The sequence below is a fragment of the Streptomyces sp. NBC_00539 genome (assembly GCF_036346105.1).
In the GTDB taxonomy this organism is placed as follows: domain Bacteria; phylum Actinomycetota; class Actinomycetes; order Streptomycetales; family Streptomycetaceae; genus Streptomyces.
Map to the genome: position 1 here is coordinate 5,159,704 of NZ_CP107811.1, position 17,488 is coordinate 5,177,191.

Here is a 17,488-nt window from a genome sequence, read left to right on the forward strand (position 1 = left end):
CCGGGATGGCGGGCGCTGTGGCGTGCGCGGGCGGCGGGTCAGAGTTTGAGCAGGGCTCCGCGCCAGGTCCAGCCCGCGCCGAGGACCGCCTTCTGCAGGGGGGTCTTCATCTGCCGCGTGTCGAAGGAGAACTCCTCGACCATGCGGCGGCGGCCGTCGGGGCCCCGTTCGATCGTCCACCGCTTGGACACCGTGGTCACCTGCCCGCGGCTGTACTCGCCCGACTTGGCAAGCCTGGGGGTGTCCCCGATCCAGGTGATCTCCAGCTGTTCGTCCAGGGCCCGCACCTCGTGCCTGCCGGGGACCAGACGCATCCTGGTCTTGAGGGTCCGGTCCAGCCGGGACCGCAGGAAGAAGGAGTGCCAGGCCGGCTCCAGGACCCGCCACTCCGCCACCAGGTCCGCCTTCTCCGCGGGCCTCGCGTTCCGCACGACGTACGGCTTGTCCGGGCCGTTGACCGCGAGCAGCGCCTCCCGTACCTCCGGGGCGGACAGCGGCGTCGCACCACTGTCCGGGTGCAGGGTGCCGGTGAACCTGTCCATCAGCCCCATCGTCAGGCCCCCGTCCCGGCGTTCGGCCCGGGGTCCGGGCGCACCGTGCGCAGGAACTCCTGGAAGTCCGGGAGGACGTCGTCGTGCTGTGCGGCGGTGGCGGTCAGGATCGAGCGGACCAGCGCCCGCTTGTGCGGGTCCGTGGCGTCGGTGAGGGCCATGTAGACCTGGGACTGCACGAGCTCGCGGCGGACGCCGGCGACGACGACCGTCACGTCCAGCCGCTGCGTCAGGCCCGGCGCAGCCGCGGAGCCGACGTCGTGGCGGGTGGCCACCACCACGGACTCGGCGGCCCCGAGTACCTGCTGCACCGAGGCGTCGGCGAGCTCCTCCATGGTCGTCTCTTCCCGCAGGAAGCCACCGTCAAGGGTGATGTTGGCGGTGAACCCTTCGTCCGGCTGCGGATACAGCGCGATGAAGGCCACCTCCGACGCGCCGACCTCGTCCGGCGGTGCGGCCCGCCAGCCCTCCGGCAGGCTGAATTCGATCGGCACGGGCAGTGTCGTGGGCATCGGTGGCCTTCTTTCCGTCTGGACGGGAAACGTACATCAGTCGAACCAGCCGCCGACGGTGTGCTTGACCGACCCGGCGGTGTCACCGATCGCGTCGGCCGCGTCACCGAACGCGTCGCTGACCTTGCCGGGGTCGACCGTGAACTCGCCGCCGACGGCACCGCCGATGCCGAGTGCGCCACCGACCTTGCCGCCGAAGTGGTACTTGCCGTCGTCGCCCTTGCCGAAGTCCCACTTCAGCTCGGCACCCGCCGCGCCGTACCAGCCCTCCGCCGTCGCGCCGGCGCCGATCCCGGCGACCTCGCCGCCCCCGGCCACGCTCGCCTTCGCCCCGGCGAACGCCTGGAACTTGCCGTTGAAGCCGTCCTTGCCGAGCGAGGCACCGGCCGAGCCCTCGGCGCCGGCGAAGACCTCGGTCCGCGCGTACCCTTTGACGGGGCCGTACTCGGCGGTCCCGCCGACCAGTTCGCGGATGCCGGCGGACGCCTCGAGCTTGACGCTCGCACCCGAGTTGCTGAACCCGTAGTTCCCGGTGGCCCTTGCGCCCCCGTAGACGTCATAGACGTCGGTGAACTTGACCCCGCCCTTGGTGGCCTCTCCCGCCTGGCTCAGGTGGAACAGGTCGCCGTACAGCTTGAACGAGCCCTCCTTGCCGTTCTTGACGCCGGTGAGTTTGAAGCCCGCGTCCGGGCCGGTGATCTTGAGACCGTCGTCGTCCTTCTTGCCGTCGGGTGCGTCGGCCTCGGCCTTCTTCGCTTCCTGCGCGGCCTTCACGGCCTTCGTCAGATCACCCTCGGCGCCCGCGTTGAACCCGGTGAGCGACATGTCGGCGCCCTTGCCCAGGGCGTCCTTGTTGCTGTCGACGACGGAGGCCTCAAGGGCCAGCTTGACGTTCTGGTCGAGCTCGGAGACGGCTTTGACCCGGTCGTCGATGTGCTGCTGCCACTTGGTGACGGCCGTGCGGATGGAGGCCTCGCCGTCGGGGTCGTGGTGGTAGGCGCTGCGCTCGGAGGCAGTGAGCTTGTCCCAGTCGAAGGCGACGTGCCCCTGTTCGGAGACGGTCATGCCGGCGGCTATCGCATCGGCGCGGGCGCTTTCGACCTTGTGCTTGAGGTCGGTGAACTTCTCGTGCGCGTCCCGCAGCAGGCTTCCGATCGCCTTGGCCTGGATCTGCGCGGCCGAGTACTCGTAGCGGGTGCCCGCGAAACCCGACTGCGCGGTACCGGAGCTGACACCGTTCCAGGTGTTGCCCATGGTGATCTTCTGTACGGAGTCGCCGTAGCGCGTCTCGACCTTGCCGAGCTCGCCCGCCATCGCCTCCCACTTGCCGGCGGCGGTCGTCAGCAGGTCCAGGTTCGTGGACATGACCTCGTGGTATTTGAGCACGGCAGCCCCCTACAGACCGTTCAGCTTCGACTGCGTCGTGAACTGGTTGCGGATCCCGGTGTCGTTGCCCGTGAAGAGCCCCGACGCCCCGCGCAGTGCGCCCTTCTCGCCGTCCAGACGGGCCATCAGGTTCTTCACCTGCTGGTCCCACGTGTCCGCCACCTTTTTCAGGCCCGCGGCGGTCTCCCACCCGTCGAATCCCTTGTGCGCGGCGGTGGTGGCCTCGTCCGCGTGCTCCGCGGCCTTCTTCGTGTTCGGCTGCAACTCGTTCTCGATCGTGCCCGCCGCCGCCTTCTTGTCCGCCGGCGACGAGGCGAAGTCGGCGGGTCCCTTGCCCGGGGCGAACGGCCCGTACACGGGCGGGGACGACGGCCCCGGACCCGATGGTTCCGGTGGCACGTGATTCAGCCGCATGCCCACCTGCTGGTCCGCGCCACCCGTGGCCGAACCCCACTCCTGATCGAAATCCCCTGCCATTCTTTGGCCTCCCCGTCGGCAAGAACCCGATCATATGCACGGCTCCTGTGGGTGCGAACAAGCCACCCGCCCGTCCAACTCGCGCCGGTCCGGGCAAAAGTGGTGCGCCGCAGGCCGCGGGCTCGCCGACGCGGGTCGCTCGTGCGGGTGACCGCCGCCAGGGCCGCCGGAAAGGGGCCGCCGGGGCCGCGGCGCAGGCAGGCCGGGCCGTACCGGGGGAGTGGCGGGGGACGTGCGCCGGCCGGCCGGAGCGCTGCTCGCACCCGGCCGGGGTGTAGGCCGGACGGACCAACTGCACCGGACACCCCAGTTCAGCGCGGCTGCTTCTGGTAACTGTGGGCCCCATGCCGTCCCGAATGATGCTGGCCACTTTGCTGGGTGCCGCCCTGCTCGCGCCCGCCCCGCCCGCCACCGCCGACGGGCGGACCGTCGAGTACCACGGGATGCGCCTCACCGTCCCCGCGGACTGGCGCGTCGTCGACCTCGACCGGAATCCCGCAGCCTGCCTGCGCCTCGACCTCCCCACCCTCTACCTCGGGCACGCCGGCGGGCAGGGCGAGTGCACCGGCCGCGCCGTACGCAGCCGCGCCGACACCCTGCACCTGGAACCCCTCGACGGCGCCCCCGAGCGCGCCGACATCCCCACCCTGCGCACCGACGGGACCCGGCTGCCGTCGACCCCGCCCGGCGACAGCCGTGAGGTGCGCTACGCCCTGCGGTACCCCGGGGTGATGGCCACCCTGTCGTACGGGAACAGCCCCGACGCCGTACGGGAACTCCTGGCCCGGGCCCGTACGGTCACCCCCGCCACCGCCGGCCCCCCGGCGGCCGACCCCGTGAGCCCCGCCGTGGCCACGCGCCCCCTCACCGGCCAGCCGGCCTTCACCGGCACCGGCTTCGACGCCTGCACCGCCCCCACCCAGAGCGACATGGACACCTGGCGGGCCGACTCCCCCTTCCGCGCGGTCGGCATCTACATCGGCGGCCGCGCCCGGGCCTGCGCCCAGCCCCGGCTGACCTCCGGCTGGATCCGCCGTCAGGCCGATGCGGGCTGGCACCTGATGCCGATCTGGGTCGGCCCGCAGCCCTGGGACAGCTCCAGCACCGGCCTGTCCACCGACCCCTCCGAGGCCGGCGACGAGGGCGTCGAAGCCGCAGAGGGCGCGGTCGAGGCGGCCCGCTCGCTGGGCCTCGGGGCGAACACGGTGCTCTACAACGACCTGGAGCACTACACCGACCGCGACACCTGGGACGCCCCGGTCGTCGCCTACCTCACCGCCTGGACGGCACGGCTGCACGCACTGGGTTACCGCGCGGCGGCCTACGTGCACGCCGCGTCCGGGGTCCCGGCGCTGAGCGCCCACTACCACCAGGCCCCGCAGGACATGCCGGACGTGCTGTGGGTGGCCCGCTGGAACCTCTCCGCCTCGGTCACGGACGCCGACATGGGCCTGCCCGCCGGAGGCGCCCAGTGGCCCGGCCGGCGCCGCGCCCACCAGTTCCGCGGAGGACACGACGCCACGTTCGGCGACGTCACGATCAACATCGACCGCAGCCGGCTCGACGTCGACCCGGCCGCCTTCCCCCCGCTGCGGCGCGGCCGGGACCTGATCCCGTTCACCACGAAGGGCACCGCCTGAGCGGCGCAGGGCGCAGCCGCCACGCGCTCACCCCTCGCGCGGCGGCTCGTCGTCGTTGCCGCGGCGCAGCGTGCGCACGGGGTGGCCCGGGGTCCAGGTGCGGATCACCAGGTCGTCGCCCTCGACCGTGATGTGGACGACCTCCGTCAGGTCGGCGTGGAAGAGGTGGAAGGGGTGGGGGGTCTCCGTCTCCTCCGCGTACCGGTGCAGCTCCGGCGGGTCCAGCAGCTCCAGCGCACGCCCCGAGACCCGTACGTCCCCGCCGGGCATCGTCTCGTCCTCGCCCGGGTTGGAGTGCAGGGCGAAGCGCGGGTCGCGGCGCAGGTCCATGGCCTTCATCGAGCCGGGCATCATGCCGAGCCACAGCTCGCCGCCGCGGATGTCGACGTTGAGCCCGCTCAGGCGCGGGGAGCCGTCCCGGCGCAGGGTGGCCAGGACGTGGTGGGGCCGCTGAGCGAAGCGGGCCCGGACGGCCGCAGCGAAGTCCGGATCCGCCTTCTCGAACGCTGCCCAGTTGTTCGTCGTCATACGTCCATCAAAGCGCGGCCCCCGGGCGGGCGTCGCTCAGGCGCACCGCCCCGTGTCACGCGCCCGCGGGGCCGCGCTCCGTGGTGAGCGCCTCGATGTCGTCCAGCATCGCGGCGGCCAGGTCGCGCTCACCGGCGTAGTACCGCTCGGCCCACTTGAGGGTGAGCGTCGGGTACGTCCAGGCCTCCTCGCCCCCGGCCGCCGCCGCGTCCGCTTCCGCGCGCCGGCGCATCTCCTCCGCGAACTCCCTGTGGCGCCCCAGCACTTCGCGCATCTGCGCCGGCTCCAGCAGGTGGCCCAGCCACAGCCGCAGCATCGGCCCGTGCTTGAGCACCGGCGGGTCGACCGGCGCCTCGCGCGCCCATTCCCGTACGGCCGCCAGACCGGCTTCGGTGATCTCGTACACGCGCTTGTCGCGGGCGCCGCCGTCCTCCTGGCCGATCCGGCGCGAGGAGGCGTAACCGGCCTCCTCCAGGCGCCTCAGCTCGCTGTAGACCTGGCTGAACGACGGGCTCCAGTAGAAGAAGCGCAACGAGCGGTCGGCCCACTTCTTCACGTCGTAACCGGAAAGCTCCTTGCCGAAGGAGAGCAGTCCGAGCACCGCCCAGCCGGTGGCGGGCAGTGCGCGCTTGTTCGTCTCGTCTGGCACGCAGCGCAGTCTATGGCCGGTACGCGTCACGGCCCTTCCGCCCCCGGGGTATGACTGCTAGAAGTATGCCTATTAGAAACCAACAGGGGGGTTCCGTGGTCACACTGGACGGGAAAGTCGTCGTCATCACCGGCGCCGCACGCGGCCAGGGCGCGGCCGAGGCCCGGATGTGCGCGGAAGCCGGGGCACGGGTCGTCGTCACCGACGTACGGGAGGACGAGGGCCGGGCGGTCGCGAAGGAGCTCGGCGAGCAGGGGCTCTACGTACGGCACGACGTCGCCGACCCGGCCGGCTGGGCGACGGTCGTACACGAGGCGGTCACGGCCTTCGGCACGGTCTCGGCGCTGGTCAACAACGCGGCGCTGTGGCGCACCGCCCACGTCGAGCAACAGGACCCCGCCGGCTTCGAGGAGTTGCTGAGGGTCAATCTGCTGGGCCCGTTCCTCGGCATCCAGGCGGTGGCCCCACTGCTGCGCGCGGCGGGGGGCGGCTCGATCGTCAACGTCTCCTCCACCGCCGGCCTGGTCGGGATACCCGGCCACGCGGCGTACGGCTCCACCAAGTTCGCCCTGCGCGGCCTGACCCGTTCCGCGGCGCTGGACCTGGCCGGCGACGGGATCCGCGTCAACTCCGTGCACCCGGGGGCCGTCGACACCCCGATGGTCGCCCGGGCCGTCGAGGGGCGCGACTGGTCGCACGTACCGCTCGGGCGGATGGGGCGGGCGCAGGAGGTCGGGGAACTCGTGCGCTTCCTCTGCTCGGACGCCTCGTCGTACGTGACCGGCGCCGAGTTCGCGGTGGACGGCGGGATGACGGCCGGATGACCGGCGACCCCCTCTCCCCGGACGCGCGGGCGCTGTGCGACACGCTGACGGCGGGCTTCCCCGGGCCGGGCGACGTCGCGGCCCTGCGGGCGGCGGCCACCGGAGGCCGTGCCCGTCCCGAGGGCCCGGTGGTGGCCCGCGTCCAGGACACGGACGCCGCGGGTGTTCCGGTACGGGTCTACGACCCCGCGCCGGGAACGGCCGGGCGCCCCCTGGTCGTCTACTTCCACGGGGGCGGCTGGGTGATGTGCGGCCTCGACAGCCACGACCCCGTGTGCCGGGCGCTGGCGGCGGCCTCCGGCGCGGTGGTCGTCTCCGCCGACTACCGCCTGGCCCCCGAACACCCCTGGCCGGCAGCGGTGGACGACGCGCTGACGGTGCTGCGGTGGGCCCGCGCGCAGGCCGGGCCCCTGGGCTGCGACCCGGACCGGGTGACGGTGGCGGGCGACTCCAGCGGCGGCAACCTGGCGGCGGTGACCGCCCTGCGGGCACCGGGACTGCTCGCCGGGCAACTGCTCGTCTACCCGCCGCTGGACGCCTCGATGTGCTCCGCATCCGTCGACCGCTACGCGCAGGGCTACTTCCACACCGCCGCGCACATGGCCTGGTACTGGGAGCAGTACGGCGGCGACCCGGAGCACCCGCACGTCTCCCCGCCGGCGGCCGCCGACGTCTCGCAGCTGCCGCGCACCCTGATGGTCCTCGCGGACTGCGACGTCCTGCGAGACGAGGGACTGTCCTACGCCCGACGCCTCGGGGCGGCCGGCGTCGACTGCGCCGTCCACCTCTACCCGGGTGTCTTCCACGGCTTCCTGGGCCTGCCCCTGCCCGCGGCCTCCTCGGCCCTCACGGCCGCCGCGGCCTGGCTCGCGCAATAGGAGGGCGGGCACGGCAGCCGCTCCCGCACGGGCGGCCGATCTTCCCTCCGGTCCGGCACGAGGGCTGCGCCGACGGGCGCCCGACCCCGGAGGCGGGGCCCCGAACGGCGCCCGGACAATGGGGGGATGACGACGAAACCCCGTACCAGGGCGCGGTCCTTCGACGCCGCCGCCCCGCTGTACGCCGCCCACCGGCCCGGGTACCCCGGCGAGCTTTTCGACTCCCTGGAGGAGCTGGGCGGGCGGCCGCTGGACGGGGCGCGGGTGGCCGACGTCGGGGCCGGGACCGGGATCGCCTCCGGGGCGCTGAGCGCGCGCGGGGCCGACGTCGTCGCCGTCGAGCCCGGCGACGGGATGGCCGCCGAGTTCCGCCGCGCGCACCCCCGTATCCCGCTCGTGCGCGGTGACGGCGACCGGCTGCCCCTGGTGAGCGCCGGGTTCGACCTCGTCACGTACGCCCAGGCCTGGCACTGGACCGACCCCGCGCGTTCCCTCCCCGAGGCCCGCCGCGTGCTGCGCCCCGGCGGCGCGCTCGCGCTGTGGTGGAACGACATGGACTACGCCGTCCCCTGGATCGCCGAGCAGGACGCACGGATCGCGGCCTTCCTCGACGCCGCCCCGGGTGTCGCCCCGCGCGGCCTGCCGCCCGAGCCGGCGTTCACCACCCGCGAGATCCGCTGGTCGCGCCGCGTCCCCCTGGACTCCCACCTCGCCAACCACGCCAGCCACTCCATGTTCCTGATGCTGGGCGAGGACCGCACCCGGGAGTTCCTGGACGCCGAACGCACCCGCCTGGAGGCCGTGTTCCCCGACGGCGTCGTCGAGGAGCGGTACGTCGTCACGCTCAGCGTCAGCGTCCTGTGAGCGGCGGTAGCGCCTCCAGCACCTCGGCGCGGCACTGCGACGGCGTGCCCCACGCGTCCCGCAGCGGGCGCGCCTTGCGCAGCCACAGCGAGAGGTCGAGTTCCTCCGTGTAGCCGACCGCACCGTGGACCTGGAGCGCCGTCATGGCCGCCGCGTACGCCGCCTCGCCCGCGGTGAGCTTCGCCGCCGCGACCTCGCCCCGCTCCAGCGACAGGGCGCCCGCCCACAGCAACGGCCGGGCGAACTCCAGGGCCATGAGCGTGTCCGCCAGCCGGTGCTTGACCGCCTGGAAGCCGCCGATGGGCGTGCCGAACTGGGTGCGCTGCTTCGCGTACTCCACCGTGCGGGCCAGCAGCGCCTCGCCCACGCCCAGGCACTGGGCCGCCGTCAGCAGGCGCGCCCACTCCAGCGCGGCCCGCGCCGCCCGCGCCACCCGGGGGCCCGCCGCCAGCGGCTCCTGCCCGGCGGGGTCCGGCCGGAACAGGCGCCGCGCCGGGTCCGTGGACGCCAGCGGTTCCCCGGGCCCACGTGCCAGCCACAGCCCGCCCTCCTGCGACACCCGGAACCGGTACGCCGCCGCGTCCGCGTCCAGGGCGTACGGGCCCCCGCCCGGCAGGGTCAGCGTGGCGAGCACCTCCCCCGCCAGCAGCCCCGGCAGGAACCGCTTCGCCAGCGTCCGGTCACCCAGCCGGGACAGCAGTACCGCCACCGCCGCCGTCTCCACCGCCGGGCCCGGCATCCCCGACCGGCCCCATTCCACGAAGCCGAACGCCGTCTCCACCGGCAGCGGCCCCAGCCCGTCGTACGCCTCGTCGGCGGCGAGCGCGAACAGCCCCGTACCGGCCGCCCGGGCCCACAGCGCCCGCCCGGGCCCGTGCGCGCCCGCGCCCCAGGCCCGTACCGCGGCCGGGACGTCCGCCGCGCCGAGCAGGGCGCGCAGCGTACGGGCGAAATCGCGCTGCTCGTCGGTCGGCAGGAAGCGCATCAGCGGCGGCCCTTCGGGAGGCCGAGCAGCCGCTCGGCGATGATGTCGCGCTGGATCTCGTTCGTGCCCGCGTAGATCGGCCCGGCCAGCGAGAACACCCACGGCTCGGCCCACGCGCCGTCCGCCAGCTCCGCGTCCGGGCCCAGCAGGTCCAGTGCCGTCTCGTGGAGCGCGATGTCGTACTGGGACCAGAACACCTTGTTCAGGCTGGATTCGGCGCCGATCGTCTCGCCCGCCGCGAACCGGGCGGCGTTCGCCCAGGTGAACAACTCGTACGCGCGCGCCCCGACCACCGCGTCCGCGACCCGGTCCCGCACCGCCGTGTCCCCGGGAGCGCCGGCCGCCTCCCACAGCGACACCAGTCGGCGGGCCGCCGCCAGGAAGCGGCCCGGGGAGCGCAGGGTGAGACCGCGTTCGTTGCCGGTCGTGGACATCGCGATCCGCCACCCCTGTCCCGGCTCGCCGATGACGTCCTCGTCCGGGACGAACACCTGGTCGAGGAAGAGCTCCGCGAAGGCGGGCTTGCCGTCGAGCCGGCCGATGGGCCGCACCGTCACCCCGGGCGCCCGCAGGTCGAACATCAGGTAGGTCAGGCCCTGGTGGGGTCCGGCCGCGCCCGGGTCCGAACGGAAGATCCCGAACGCACGGTCCGCGAACGCCGCCCGCGAGGACCACGTCTTCTGCCCGGACAGCAGCCAGCCGCCCTCCGTGCGCTCGGCCCGCGAGGTCAGCGAGGCCAGGTCCGAGCCCGCCTCCGGCTCCGACCAGGCCTGCGCCCAGATCACCTCGCCGCTCGCCATCGGGGGCAGCACCCTGGCCCGCTGCTGCTGCGTCCCGTGGGCCAGGAGGGTGGGGGCGAGCAGGCTGATGCCGTTCTGCGAGACGCGTCCGGGGGCGCCCGCGGCCCAGTACTCCTCCTCGAACACCAGCCAGCGCTCCAGGTCCACCCCCCGGCCGCCGTACTCCGCGGGCCAGGACACCACCGCCCAGCGGCCGGAGTGCAGCAGCGCCTCCCACGCGCGGTGCGCGGCGAAGCCCTCCGCCGTCTCCAGGGACGGCAAGGGCGAGGCGGGCACGTGCGCGGCGAGCCAGTCCCGGGCCTCGGCCCGGAAGGCCCGGACCCCGGCTGTGTGCGTCAGCTCCATCAGGCGCCCGCCTCCCCGCTTCCCTAACAAGTGTTAGGTAGGTTAACGTACCGGCATGAGCAGCGTCGAGGAGTCCGACCACACACCCCGCGACCGCGCACCCCGGTACACACCCGGGCACGGGCTGCTGGAAGGCCGCGCCGCCGTCATCACCGCCGCCGCCGGCGCCGGCATCGGCGGCGCCACCGCCCGCCGCTTCCTGGAGGAGGGCGCCCGCATCGTCATCGGCGACGCGCACGCCCGCAGGCTCAAGGAGACCGAGACCGCCCTCGCCGCCGAATTCGGGGCGGACCGGGTCACCTCCCTGCCCTGCGACGTCACCGACGAGGAACAGGTGCGCGCCCTGTTCGCACACGCCGAACACGCCCACGGCGGCCTCGACGTCGTCGTCAACAACGCCGGACTCGGCGGCACGGCCGACCTCGTCGACATGGCAGACGAGCAGTGGGGCCGCGTCCTCGACGTCACCCTGAACGGCACCTTCCGCTGCACCCGCGCCGCCCTGCGCTCCCTCAAGGCGGCCCGAAGCGGCGGCGTCATCGTGAACAACGCCTCCGTCGTCGGCTGGCGCGCCCAGCGCGGCCAGGCCCACTACGCGGCCGCCAAGGCCGGCGTGATGGCCCTGACCCGCTGCGCGGCACTGGAGGCCGCGGAGTTCGGCGTACGGGTCAACGCGGTCGCCCCGAGCCTGGCCATGCACCCGCACCTGGTGAAGGTCACGAGCGGGGAACTCCTCGCCGAACTCACCGCCCGCGAGGCCTTCGGCCGCTACGCCGAGCCCTGGGAGGTCGCCAACGTCATCGTCTTCCTGGCCAGCGGCTACTCCTCCTACATGACGGGCGAGACCGTCTCCGTCAGCAGCCAGCACGCCTAGACCACGCCTGGACCGACAATGGGCGCGTGCCAACGAACAAGAAGAAAACCCAGGTGACCGCATCGCCCGAGCGGCGCCGTGAACTCCTCGACACCGCCGCGGAGGTCTTCGCCGCACAGGGCTACAACGCCACCACCGTCCGCAAGATCGCCGACGCCGCCGGCATGCTCGCCGGCAGCCTCTACTACCACTTCGATTCCAAGGAATCGATGGTGGACGAGATCCTCTCGGCCTTCCTGAACGAGCTGTGGCAGGGCTACGACACCGTCCTCGCCGCCGGCCTCGGCCCACGGGAGACCATCGAGGCCCTCGTCACCGAATCCTTCCGCGAGATCGACCGGCACCGCGCCGCCGTCGCGATCTACCAGAAGGAGTCCCGCCACCTCTCGGCGCAGCCCCGCTTCCACTACCTCTCCGACTCCCAGCGCAAGTTCGAGGACGCCTGGCTGGGCACGCTGGAGCGCGGGGTGGCCGACGGGGTGTTCCGCGCCGACCTGGACATCCGCCTGACCTACCGCTTCGTACGCGACACGGTGTGGGTGGCGGCCTCCTGGTACCGGCCCGGCGGACAGCACAGCCCCGAGGAGATCGCCCGCCAGTACCTGTCGATGGTGCTGGACGGGATCGCCCTGCGCACCTGACCCGACCCCGAGGAGTCCCCATGCCCGAGGCCTACATAGTCGACGCGGTACGCACGCCCGTGGGGCGGCGCGGGGGAGGCCTGTCGGCCGTCCACCCCGCCGACCTCGGCGCGCACGTCCTGCGGGCCCTGATGGAGCGGTCCGGGGTGGACCCGGCGGCGGTGGAGGACGTGGTCTTCGGCTGCCTGGACACGGTCGGCCCCCAGGCGGGCGACATCGCCCGGACGGCATGGCTCGCGGCCGGCCTGCCCGAGGAGGTCCCCGGCGTCACCGTCGACCGGCAGTGCGGCTCCTCGCAGCAGGCGGTCCACTTCGCGGCGCAGGGCGTGCTCTCCGGAACCCAGGACCTGGTCGTCGCGGGCGGCACGCAGAACATGTCGATGATCCCGATCGCCTTCGCCTCCCGGCAGGCGGCGGAACCGCTCGGCCTCACGCAGGGGCCCTTCGCCGGCTCGGCGGGCTGGCGCGCGCGGTACGGGGACGCTCCGGTCAACCAGTTCCACGGCGCCGAGCTCATCGCCGCCAGGTGGGGGATCTCGCGCCGGGACATGGAGGAGTTCGCCCTCCGCTCCCACGAGCGGGCCGTGCGGGCCGCCGACGAGGGCCGCTTCGACCGGGAGACGGAAGCCTACGGGGACCTGAGCGCCGACGAGGGCCCGCGCCGCGACACCAGCCTGGAGAAGATGGCGGCCCTGCGGCCCGTGGTGGAGGGCGGCACCATCACCGCGGCCGTCTCCTCCCAGGTCTCCGACGGCGCCGCCGCGATGCTGCTGGCCTCCGAGCGTGCGGTCGCCGCGCACGGCCTGCGCCCGCGGGCCCGCATCCACCACCTGTCGGTGCGGGGCGAGGACCCCATCCGGATGCTGTCCGCGCCGATCCCCGCGACGGCGTACGCGCTGCGGAAGACCGGGTTGTCGCTGGACGACATCGACCTGGTGGAGATCAACGAGGCGTTCGCCCCCGTCGTCCTCGCCTGGCTCAAGGAGACGGGCGCGGACCCGGACCGGGTCAACGTCAACGGGGGCGCCATCGCCCTGGGCCACCCGCTGGGGGCGACGGGCGTGCGGCTCATGACCACGCTCCTGCACGAGCTGGAGCGCACGGGCGGCCGCTACGGCCTCCAGACGATGTGCGAGGGCGGCGGCCAGGCCAACGTCACCATCATCGAGCGCCTGTAAGGGCGCCCGGGACACGGGCCCGCGGCGCCCGGAACGCGGGCCCGCGGCGCCGGGGACACGGGCCCGGGGACGCCGGGGACGCAGGTCACACAACGGTGTTGACCGTCCCCGGGGCTCGTGTGCTAGCTTTGGAGGCGTTGCAGTTGTGGTACCCATGAAACTTATGTGCGCCTGACGGGAATGCTCCGACAGGCGCTTTTGTTTTTTACCGGGATCTCCGGATGGGGCCCTTGCCGCCTATTCAGGAGATTCAAAATGGCACTTGGCACCGTGAAGTGGTTCAACTCGGAAAAGGGCTTCGGCTTCATCGAGCAGGACGGTGGCGGCCCGGACGTCTTCGCCCACTACTCGAACATCGCCACCCAGGGCTTCCGTGAGCTCACCGAGGGCCAGCGCGTGTCCTTCGACGTCACCCAGGGCCAGAAGGGCCCCCAGGCGGAGAACATCCTCCCCGCCTAATTTTTTCAGCATGCCGGGGTCCGCACCGCGAGGTGCGGGCCCCGGCTTGTCTGCTGTTTCGACCTTTGTTTTACCTGCCGGTTTCAGGAGGGCTTTCTCGCATGACCAGCTCCAGCTCCGCACGACCCAGCCGCCGTCCCGCCCGGGGCCGAGGAGCGGCCCAGGGACGTCCGAAGGCTGGTGCGGGACGGCAGAAGTCCGCCCCCGCCGCCAGGCCCCTAGAATTCACCATGCCCGAACCGCTGACCCCGGCGCTGCCGCCGGTCGCCGCGTTCGAGGACATGGACATGCCTGAGGCGCTGCTGAAGACCCTCGCCGCCCAGGGCGTCACCGAACCCTTCCCGATCCAGGCCGCGACCCTGCCGAACTCCCTGGCCGGCCGTGACCTGCTCGGGCGCGGCCGCACCGGCTCCGGCAAGACGCTGGCCTTCGGCCTGGCGCTGCTCGCCCGCACCGCCGGCCGCCGCGCGCAGCCCAAGTCGCCGCTCGCGCTGGTCCTCGTACCGACCCGTGAGCTCGCGCAGCAGGTCACCGACGCGCTGGCGCCGTACGCCACCGCCGTCAACCTGCGCATCGCCACCGTCGTCGGCGGCATGTCGATCAACCGGCAGTCCGGCGCCCTGCGGCGCGGCGCCGAAGTGCTCGTCGCCACCCCCGGCCGGCTCAAGGACCTCATCGACCGCGGCGACGCGATCCTCGACGAGGTCGCGATCACGGTCCTCGACGAGGCCGACCAGATGACCGACATGGGCTTCATGCCGCAGGTCACCGCGCTGCTCAAGCAGGTCCGGCCCGACGGCCAGACCATGCTGTTCTCCGCGACGCTGGACAAGAACATCGACAAGCTCGTCAAGATGTTCCTGACCGACCCGGTCGGCCACTCCGTCGACCCGTCGGCCGGCGCCGTCACCACGATGGAACACCACGTCCTGTACGTCATGGACGAAACCGACAAGAAGGCCGTGGCGACGCGCATAGCCGCCCGCGACGGCCGGGTGATCATGTTCGTGGACACCAAGCGGGGTGTCGACCGCATGGTCAAGAAGCTGCTGGCCGACGGCGTGCGCGCCTCCGGCCTGCACGGCGGCCGCTCCCAGCCGCAGCGCAACCGCACCCTGGACTGGTTCAAGACGGGCGAGGTCACCGCGCTCGTCGCCACCAACGTGGCCGCGCGCGGCATCCACATCGACGACCTGGACCTCGTCGTCAACGTGGACCCGCCCACCGACCACAAGGACTACCTGCACCGCGGCGGCCGTACCGCCCGCGCCGGGGAGTCCGGCAGCGTCGTCACCCTGGTCCTGCCCGACCAGAAGCGCGACATGACCCGCCTGATGTCGGACGCCGGGATCTCCCCGCGCACCGCGCAGATCAAGTCCTCCGACGAGGAACTGTCCCGCCTGACCGGCGCCAAGACGCCGTCCGGCATCCCGGTGGTGCTGGAGGTGCCGCAGCCCGCGCAGCCCAAGGCGCGTTCCGGCTCGGGCCGCCGCTCGGGCGGATCGCGTACGGGTTCGTCCGCGGGCGCGGCTCCGTCCGCCGGTGGTGGCCGCAGCCGCCGCTCCGGTGGCCCCGGCGCCGGGCAGGCTCCCGCCGCCGGTACGGGCCAGGCCCGCCGCGGACAGGCGGCCGGTCAGGGCTCCGGCTCGGGCGAACGCGGTCGGCGCAGCGGTGGCGCCCCCTCCGGCGGTGCGGCGGCGGCTTCTGCGCGCAGCCGCGTCGGTGGCGCGGGCCAGGGCCGGCGCCGGTCGGCCTGATCCGGCAAGAAGTACCCCGCTACGCCGGGCGGCGCGCAGTGAGCGCGCCGCCCGGCGTAGCCGTTTCCACGGTCGTATCCACGGCCGTATCCACGTCTACGGCGGTTTCTACGACCGGACCAGCCTCGTCTGCAGCTTCGCCAGGGTCCGCAGGTCCAGGCCGAGGCCGTCGGTGAGGTAGCCGTAGAAGCCGCCGTAGTCCGCCTCCATCCGGGCGGTCGCGGCGTCCAGGTAGTCCTGGCGGACCTCCTGGAGCGGGATCAGCAGATCCGGGTCCTGCATCCGGCCCGACTGCTTGAGGCCCGCCCGCACCTGGGCGTCGTAGGCCGCGCGGAAGGTGTTCGAGGCCAGGTAGTCCTGCCCGGCGCCGCTCTCGGGGACGCCGAGCGCGCGCAGCAGCACGTAACTCACCCAGCCGGTACGGTCCTTGCCCGACGTGCAGTGGTACAGCAGCGGCCCCGTGCCGTCCGCGATCTCCCGCAGCGTCGCCGCGAACTGCGCCCGGTTCTCTGCGCTGGTCACGAAGGTGCGGTAGATGTCGCGCATGTAGGCCTCGGCGCGGCCGCCGCCGAGCATCTGCTCCTGCTCGGCGGGGTCGCCGCTGGAGAGGACGGTGAGCAGGGTCGCGTACAGGCCGAGGTCGCTGACCGGGCGCGAGGTGGGGGTGAGCCCCGCGGGCAGCCGGTCGGCGCCGTCGTAGCGGACCTCCAACGGGACGCGGAAGTCGACGGCCTTGGTGAGGCCGAGGCCGGAGACGGTGGTGAGGTCCGCGGCGGTCAGCTTGTTCAGCGCGTCGGAGCGGTAGACCAGCCCCTGGCGGACCTGCCCGCCGGTGTAGGTGCGGTAGCCGCCCAGGTCGCGGAAGTTGACCGCGCCCTGGAGGGGAATCTGACGGATCGTTTCTGCTGCCGTCCGGTGCAGCCCGGGGCGGACGGGCGCCCGCGCAGCGGAGGCTGCGGTGGCGGACACGGTGGTGACGGCGAGGGCGGCGGCGAGGGCCGCCGTCACCAGGCGGATACGGACACGGCTCATCTGGGCGGCTCCTGAGGGGAGGAGGGGGAAAGGGACGGTCACCCTGGTGGGGGCAGGGTCCCGCCGGCGTGCAGTCGTACGAGTGCGCTCTGTGCCTCGGCCATGACCCGGCCGACGAGTTCCGCGCAGGACGGGAGGTCCTCGATCACCCCTGCGACCTGCCCGGACGCCATGACACCGAGGTCCGTGCGGCCCTCGACCATGGACGCTTTGAGGAGCATCGGCGTGTTCGCGGCGAGCAGGACCTGGCTCCAGGACAGGTCCTTGCCGTGCTTCATCGCCAGCCCGTCCCGCACCATCCGCGACCAGGACAGGCCCGACAGCCTGCGGAAACCGGCCGCGTGGCGCACCGCCCGGGCCAGCGCCCGGGCGCGGCCGGCCCGCTCCAGGGAATCGACCAGCTCGCTGCGCAGCATCCGGTGCGGCAGCCCGTCGACGGCCGTGGTGACGGTGACGTCCTTGACGCCCGCCCTGAGGTACTCGGCCTTGACCGCGTCCGGGACGGTCGAATCGGAGGTGAGCAGGAAGCGGGTACCCATCGCGATGCCCGCCGCCCCGTAGGCGAGGGCCGCCACGAGGCCCCGGCCGTCGTGGAAACCGCCCGCCGCTATCACCGGGATGTCCACGGTGTCGACGACCTGCGGCAGCAGCACGGTCGTGGCCACCTCGCCGGTGTGTCCGCCGCCCTCGCCGCCCTGCACGATCACCGCGTCCGCACCCCACGCCGCGACCTTCTCCGCGTGCCTGCGCGCCCCGACCGACGGGATGACGACCACCCCCGCGTCCCTGAGCCGGACGATCAGCTCCCGGGACGGCGCGAGCGCGAAGGACGCGACCCGCACCCCCTCGTCGATGATCAGCCGGGCCCGCTCGGCGGCGTCACCGGCGTCGGCGCGCAGGTTCACCCCGAACGGCGCGCCCGTACGGGACTTCACCTCGCGCACCGCGGCCCGCAGCTGTTCCAGCGTCATCGTCGCCGACGCCAGGATCCCCAGCGCGCCCGCGTTCGCCGACGCCGACACCAGCCGGGGGCCGGCCACCCATCCCATGCCGGTCTGCACGATCGGGTACCGGACCCCGACCAGCTCCGTCAATGCCGTCTCCATCG

The 17,488-nt window shown here is 73.3% G+C and carries 19 protein-coding genes; 9 read left to right on the forward strand and 10 right to left on the reverse strand.

Annotated features, from left to right (window positions below; translation table 11 throughout):
• Nucleotides 1–38: 38 nt before the first annotated feature.
• Genes OG861_RS23130 through OG861_RS23145 form a run of 4 tightly spaced genes read right to left on the reverse strand, consistent with a single transcriptional unit; the run spans nucleotide 39 to nucleotide 2,926 of the window.
• Nucleotides 39–542 carry a hypothetical protein gene (locus OG861_RS23130; protein ID WP_329194448.1) on the reverse strand — a complete coding sequence of 168 codons (504 nt, stop codon included), beginning with the start codon at nucleotides 540–542 and terminating at the stop codon, nucleotides 39–41.
• Between the two features lie 11 nt (nucleotides 543–553).
• A complete protein-coding gene (locus OG861_RS23135; protein WP_329194447.1) occupies nucleotides 554–1,063 on the reverse strand; it encodes a hypothetical protein in 510 nt (169 codons plus the stop codon).
• Between the two features lie 36 nt (nucleotides 1,064–1,099).
• Nucleotides 1,100–2,428, reverse strand: a complete 1,329-nt coding sequence (locus OG861_RS23140) for a hypothetical protein (protein ID WP_329194445.1) — start codon at nucleotides 2,426–2,428, stop codon at nucleotides 1,100–1,102.
• A 30-nt stretch (nucleotides 2,429–2,458) separates the two neighbouring features.
• Nucleotides 2,459–2,926 (reverse strand): hypothetical protein, encoded by a 468-nt coding sequence (locus OG861_RS23145; protein ID WP_329194443.1) that lies wholly within the window; start codon nucleotides 2,924–2,926, stop codon nucleotides 2,459–2,461.
• 344 nt (nucleotides 2,927–3,270) lie between these two features.
• Here OG861_RS23145 and OG861_RS23150 point away from each other — a divergent pair, with 344 nt between their 5' ends.
• Nucleotides 3,271–4,566, forward strand: a complete 1,296-nt coding sequence (locus tag OG861_RS23150; protein ID WP_329194442.1) for a glycoside hydrolase domain-containing protein — start codon at nucleotides 3,271–3,273, stop codon at nucleotides 4,564–4,566.
• Between the two features lie 27 nt (nucleotides 4,567–4,593).
• Here the strand turns inward: OG861_RS23150 and OG861_RS23155 are convergent, their stop codons facing one another.
• Nucleotides 4,594–5,094, reverse strand: coding sequence for a pyridoxamine 5'-phosphate oxidase family protein (locus OG861_RS23155; RefSeq protein ID WP_329194441.1), 501 nt, complete (start codon nucleotides 5,092–5,094; stop codon nucleotides 4,594–4,596).
• Nucleotides 5,095–5,149: 55 nt separating this feature from the next.
• The gene (locus OG861_RS23160) at nucleotides 5,150–5,752 is read right to left on the reverse strand and encodes a PadR family transcriptional regulator (protein ID WP_443056753.1); all 603 of its coding nucleotides are present in this window, start codon (nucleotides 5,750–5,752) and stop codon (nucleotides 5,150–5,152) included.
• An 86-nt stretch (nucleotides 5,753–5,838) separates the two neighbouring features.
• Here OG861_RS23160 and OG861_RS23165 point away from each other — a divergent pair, with 86 nt between their 5' ends.
• The 3 genes from OG861_RS23165 to OG861_RS23175 all read left to right on the forward strand — a co-directional run bounded on the left by OG861_RS23165 (nucleotide 5,839) and on the right by OG861_RS23175 (nucleotide 8,309).
• Nucleotides 5,839–6,567: an SDR family NAD(P)-dependent oxidoreductase gene (locus tag OG861_RS23165; protein WP_329194439.1), complete on the forward strand. Its 729-nt coding sequence runs from the start codon at nucleotides 5,839–5,841 to the stop codon at nucleotides 6,565–6,567.
• Nucleotides 6,564–7,445 carry an alpha/beta hydrolase gene (locus tag OG861_RS23170; protein WP_329194438.1) on the forward strand — a complete coding sequence of 294 codons (882 nt, stop codon included), beginning with the start codon at nucleotides 6,564–6,566 and terminating at the stop codon, nucleotides 7,443–7,445. Before OG861_RS23165 ends, OG861_RS23170 begins: the two co-directional genes overlap by 4 nt.
• A 126-nt stretch (nucleotides 7,446–7,571) precedes the next feature.
• Nucleotides 7,572–8,309, forward strand: a complete 738-nt coding sequence (locus OG861_RS23175) for a class I SAM-dependent methyltransferase (protein ID WP_329194436.1) — start codon at nucleotides 7,572–7,574, stop codon at nucleotides 8,307–8,309.
• On the opposite strand, the gene OG861_RS23180 is transcribed toward OG861_RS23175, so the two are convergent.
• Together OG861_RS23180 and OG861_RS23185 are read right to left on the reverse strand one after the other, a co-directional pair.
• Nucleotides 8,296–9,294 (reverse strand): acyl-CoA dehydrogenase family protein, encoded by a 999-nt coding sequence (locus OG861_RS23180; protein WP_329194434.1) that lies wholly within the window; start codon nucleotides 9,292–9,294, stop codon nucleotides 8,296–8,298. The two genes, OG861_RS23175 and OG861_RS23180, sit on opposite strands and share 14 nt — an antisense overlap.
• The gene (locus OG861_RS23185) at nucleotides 9,294–10,439 is read right to left on the reverse strand and encodes an acyl-CoA dehydrogenase family protein (RefSeq protein ID WP_329194432.1); all 1,146 of its coding nucleotides are present in this window, start codon (nucleotides 10,437–10,439) and stop codon (nucleotides 9,294–9,296) included. Before OG861_RS23185 ends, OG861_RS23180 begins: the two co-directional genes overlap by 1 nt.
• A gap of 55 nt (nucleotides 10,440–10,494) precedes the next feature.
• On the opposite strand from OG861_RS23185, the gene OG861_RS23190 reads away from it, so the two are divergent.
• The 5 genes from OG861_RS23190 to OG861_RS23210 all read left to right on the forward strand — a co-directional run bounded on the left by OG861_RS23190 (nucleotide 10,495) and on the right by OG861_RS23210 (nucleotide 15,348).
• On the forward strand, nucleotides 10,495–11,313 hold the full coding sequence (locus tag OG861_RS23190) for an SDR family oxidoreductase (protein WP_329194431.1): 819 nt from the start codon (nucleotides 10,495–10,497) through the stop codon (nucleotides 11,311–11,313).
• A 26-nt stretch (nucleotides 11,314–11,339) separates the two neighbouring features.
• On the forward strand, nucleotides 11,340–11,954 hold the full coding sequence (locus OG861_RS23195; RefSeq protein ID WP_329194429.1) for a TetR/AcrR family transcriptional regulator: 615 nt from the start codon (nucleotides 11,340–11,342) through the stop codon (nucleotides 11,952–11,954).
• A gap of 20 nt (nucleotides 11,955–11,974) precedes the next feature.
• Nucleotides 11,975–13,132, forward strand: coding sequence for an acetyl-CoA C-acetyltransferase (locus OG861_RS23200; RefSeq protein WP_329194428.1), 1,158 nt, complete (start codon nucleotides 11,975–11,977; stop codon nucleotides 13,130–13,132).
• Nucleotides 13,133–13,387: 255 nt separating this feature from the next.
• Nucleotides 13,388–13,591 carry a cold-shock protein gene (locus OG861_RS23205; RefSeq protein ID WP_008743912.1) on the forward strand — a complete coding sequence of 68 codons (204 nt, stop codon included), beginning with the start codon at nucleotides 13,388–13,390 and terminating at the stop codon, nucleotides 13,589–13,591.
• Nucleotides 13,592–13,692: 101 nt separating this feature from the next.
• Nucleotides 13,693–15,348 (forward strand): DEAD/DEAH box helicase, encoded by a 1,656-nt coding sequence (locus tag OG861_RS23210; RefSeq protein WP_329194427.1) that lies wholly within the window; start codon nucleotides 13,693–13,695, stop codon nucleotides 15,346–15,348.
• 108 nt (nucleotides 15,349–15,456) lie between these two features.
• Here the strand turns inward: OG861_RS23210 and OG861_RS23215 are convergent, their stop codons facing one another.
• The gene (locus tag OG861_RS23215; RefSeq protein WP_329194425.1) at nucleotides 15,457–16,380 is read right to left on the reverse strand and encodes a tyrosine-protein phosphatase; all 924 of its coding nucleotides are present in this window, start codon (nucleotides 16,378–16,380) and stop codon (nucleotides 15,457–15,459) included.
• Nucleotides 16,381–16,418: 38 nt separating this feature from the next.
• Complete coding sequence (locus OG861_RS23220; protein ID WP_329194423.1) at nucleotides 16,419–17,486, reverse strand: NAD(P)H-dependent flavin oxidoreductase; 1,068 nt, start codon at nucleotides 17,484–17,486, stop codon at nucleotides 16,419–16,421.
• Nucleotides 17,487–17,488 lie beyond the last annotated feature (2 nt).

Coding starts and splice junctions, on each gene's coding strand:
- OG861_RS23130 (WP_329194448.1), bottom strand. CDS start 542: ATGGACAGGTTCACCGGCACCCTGCACCCGGACAGTGGTGCGACGCCG.
- OG861_RS23135 (WP_329194447.1), bottom strand. CDS start 1,063: ATGCCCACGACACTGCCCGTGCCGATCGAATTCAGCCTGCCGGAGGGC.
- OG861_RS23140 (WP_329194445.1), bottom strand. CDS start 2,428: ATGTCCACGAACCTGGACCTGCTGACGACCGCCGCCGGCAAGTGGGAG.
- OG861_RS23145 (WP_329194443.1), bottom strand. CDS start 2,926: ATGGCAGGGGATTTCGATCAGGAGTGGGGTTCGGCCACGGGTGGCGCG.
- OG861_RS23150 (WP_329194442.1), top strand. CDS start 3,271: ATGCCGTCCCGAATGATGCTGGCCACTTTGCTGGGTGCCGCCCTGCTC.
- OG861_RS23155 (WP_329194441.1), bottom strand. CDS start 5,094: ATGACGACGAACAACTGGGCAGCGTTCGAGAAGGCGGATCCGGACTTC.
- OG861_RS23170 (WP_329194438.1), top strand. CDS start 6,564: ATGACCGGCGACCCCCTCTCCCCGGACGCGCGGGCGCTGTGCGACACG.
- OG861_RS23175 (WP_329194436.1), top strand. CDS start 7,572: ATGACGACGAAACCCCGTACCAGGGCGCGGTCCTTCGACGCCGCCGCC.
- OG861_RS23180 (WP_329194434.1), bottom strand. CDS start 9,294: ATGCGCTTCCTGCCGACCGACGAGCAGCGCGATTTCGCCCGTACGCTG.
- OG861_RS23185 (WP_329194432.1), bottom strand. CDS start 10,439: ATGGAGCTGACGCACACAGCCGGGGTCCGGGCCTTCCGGGCCGAGGCC.
- OG861_RS23190 (WP_329194431.1), top strand. CDS start 10,495: ATGAGCAGCGTCGAGGAGTCCGACCACACACCCCGCGACCGCGCACCC.
- OG861_RS23200 (WP_329194428.1), top strand. CDS start 11,975: ATGCCCGAGGCCTACATAGTCGACGCGGTACGCACGCCCGTGGGGCGG.
- OG861_RS23205 (WP_008743912.1), top strand. CDS start 13,388: ATGGCACTTGGCACCGTGAAGTGGTTCAACTCGGAAAAGGGCTTCGGC.
- OG861_RS23210 (WP_329194427.1), top strand. CDS start 13,693: ATGACCAGCTCCAGCTCCGCACGACCCAGCCGCCGTCCCGCCCGGGGC.
- OG861_RS23215 (WP_329194425.1), bottom strand. CDS start 16,380: ATGAGCCGTGTCCGTATCCGCCTGGTGACGGCGGCCCTCGCCGCCGCC.
- OG861_RS23220 (WP_329194423.1), bottom strand. CDS start 17,486: ATGGAGACGGCATTGACGGAGCTGGTCGGGGTCCGGTACCCGATCGTG.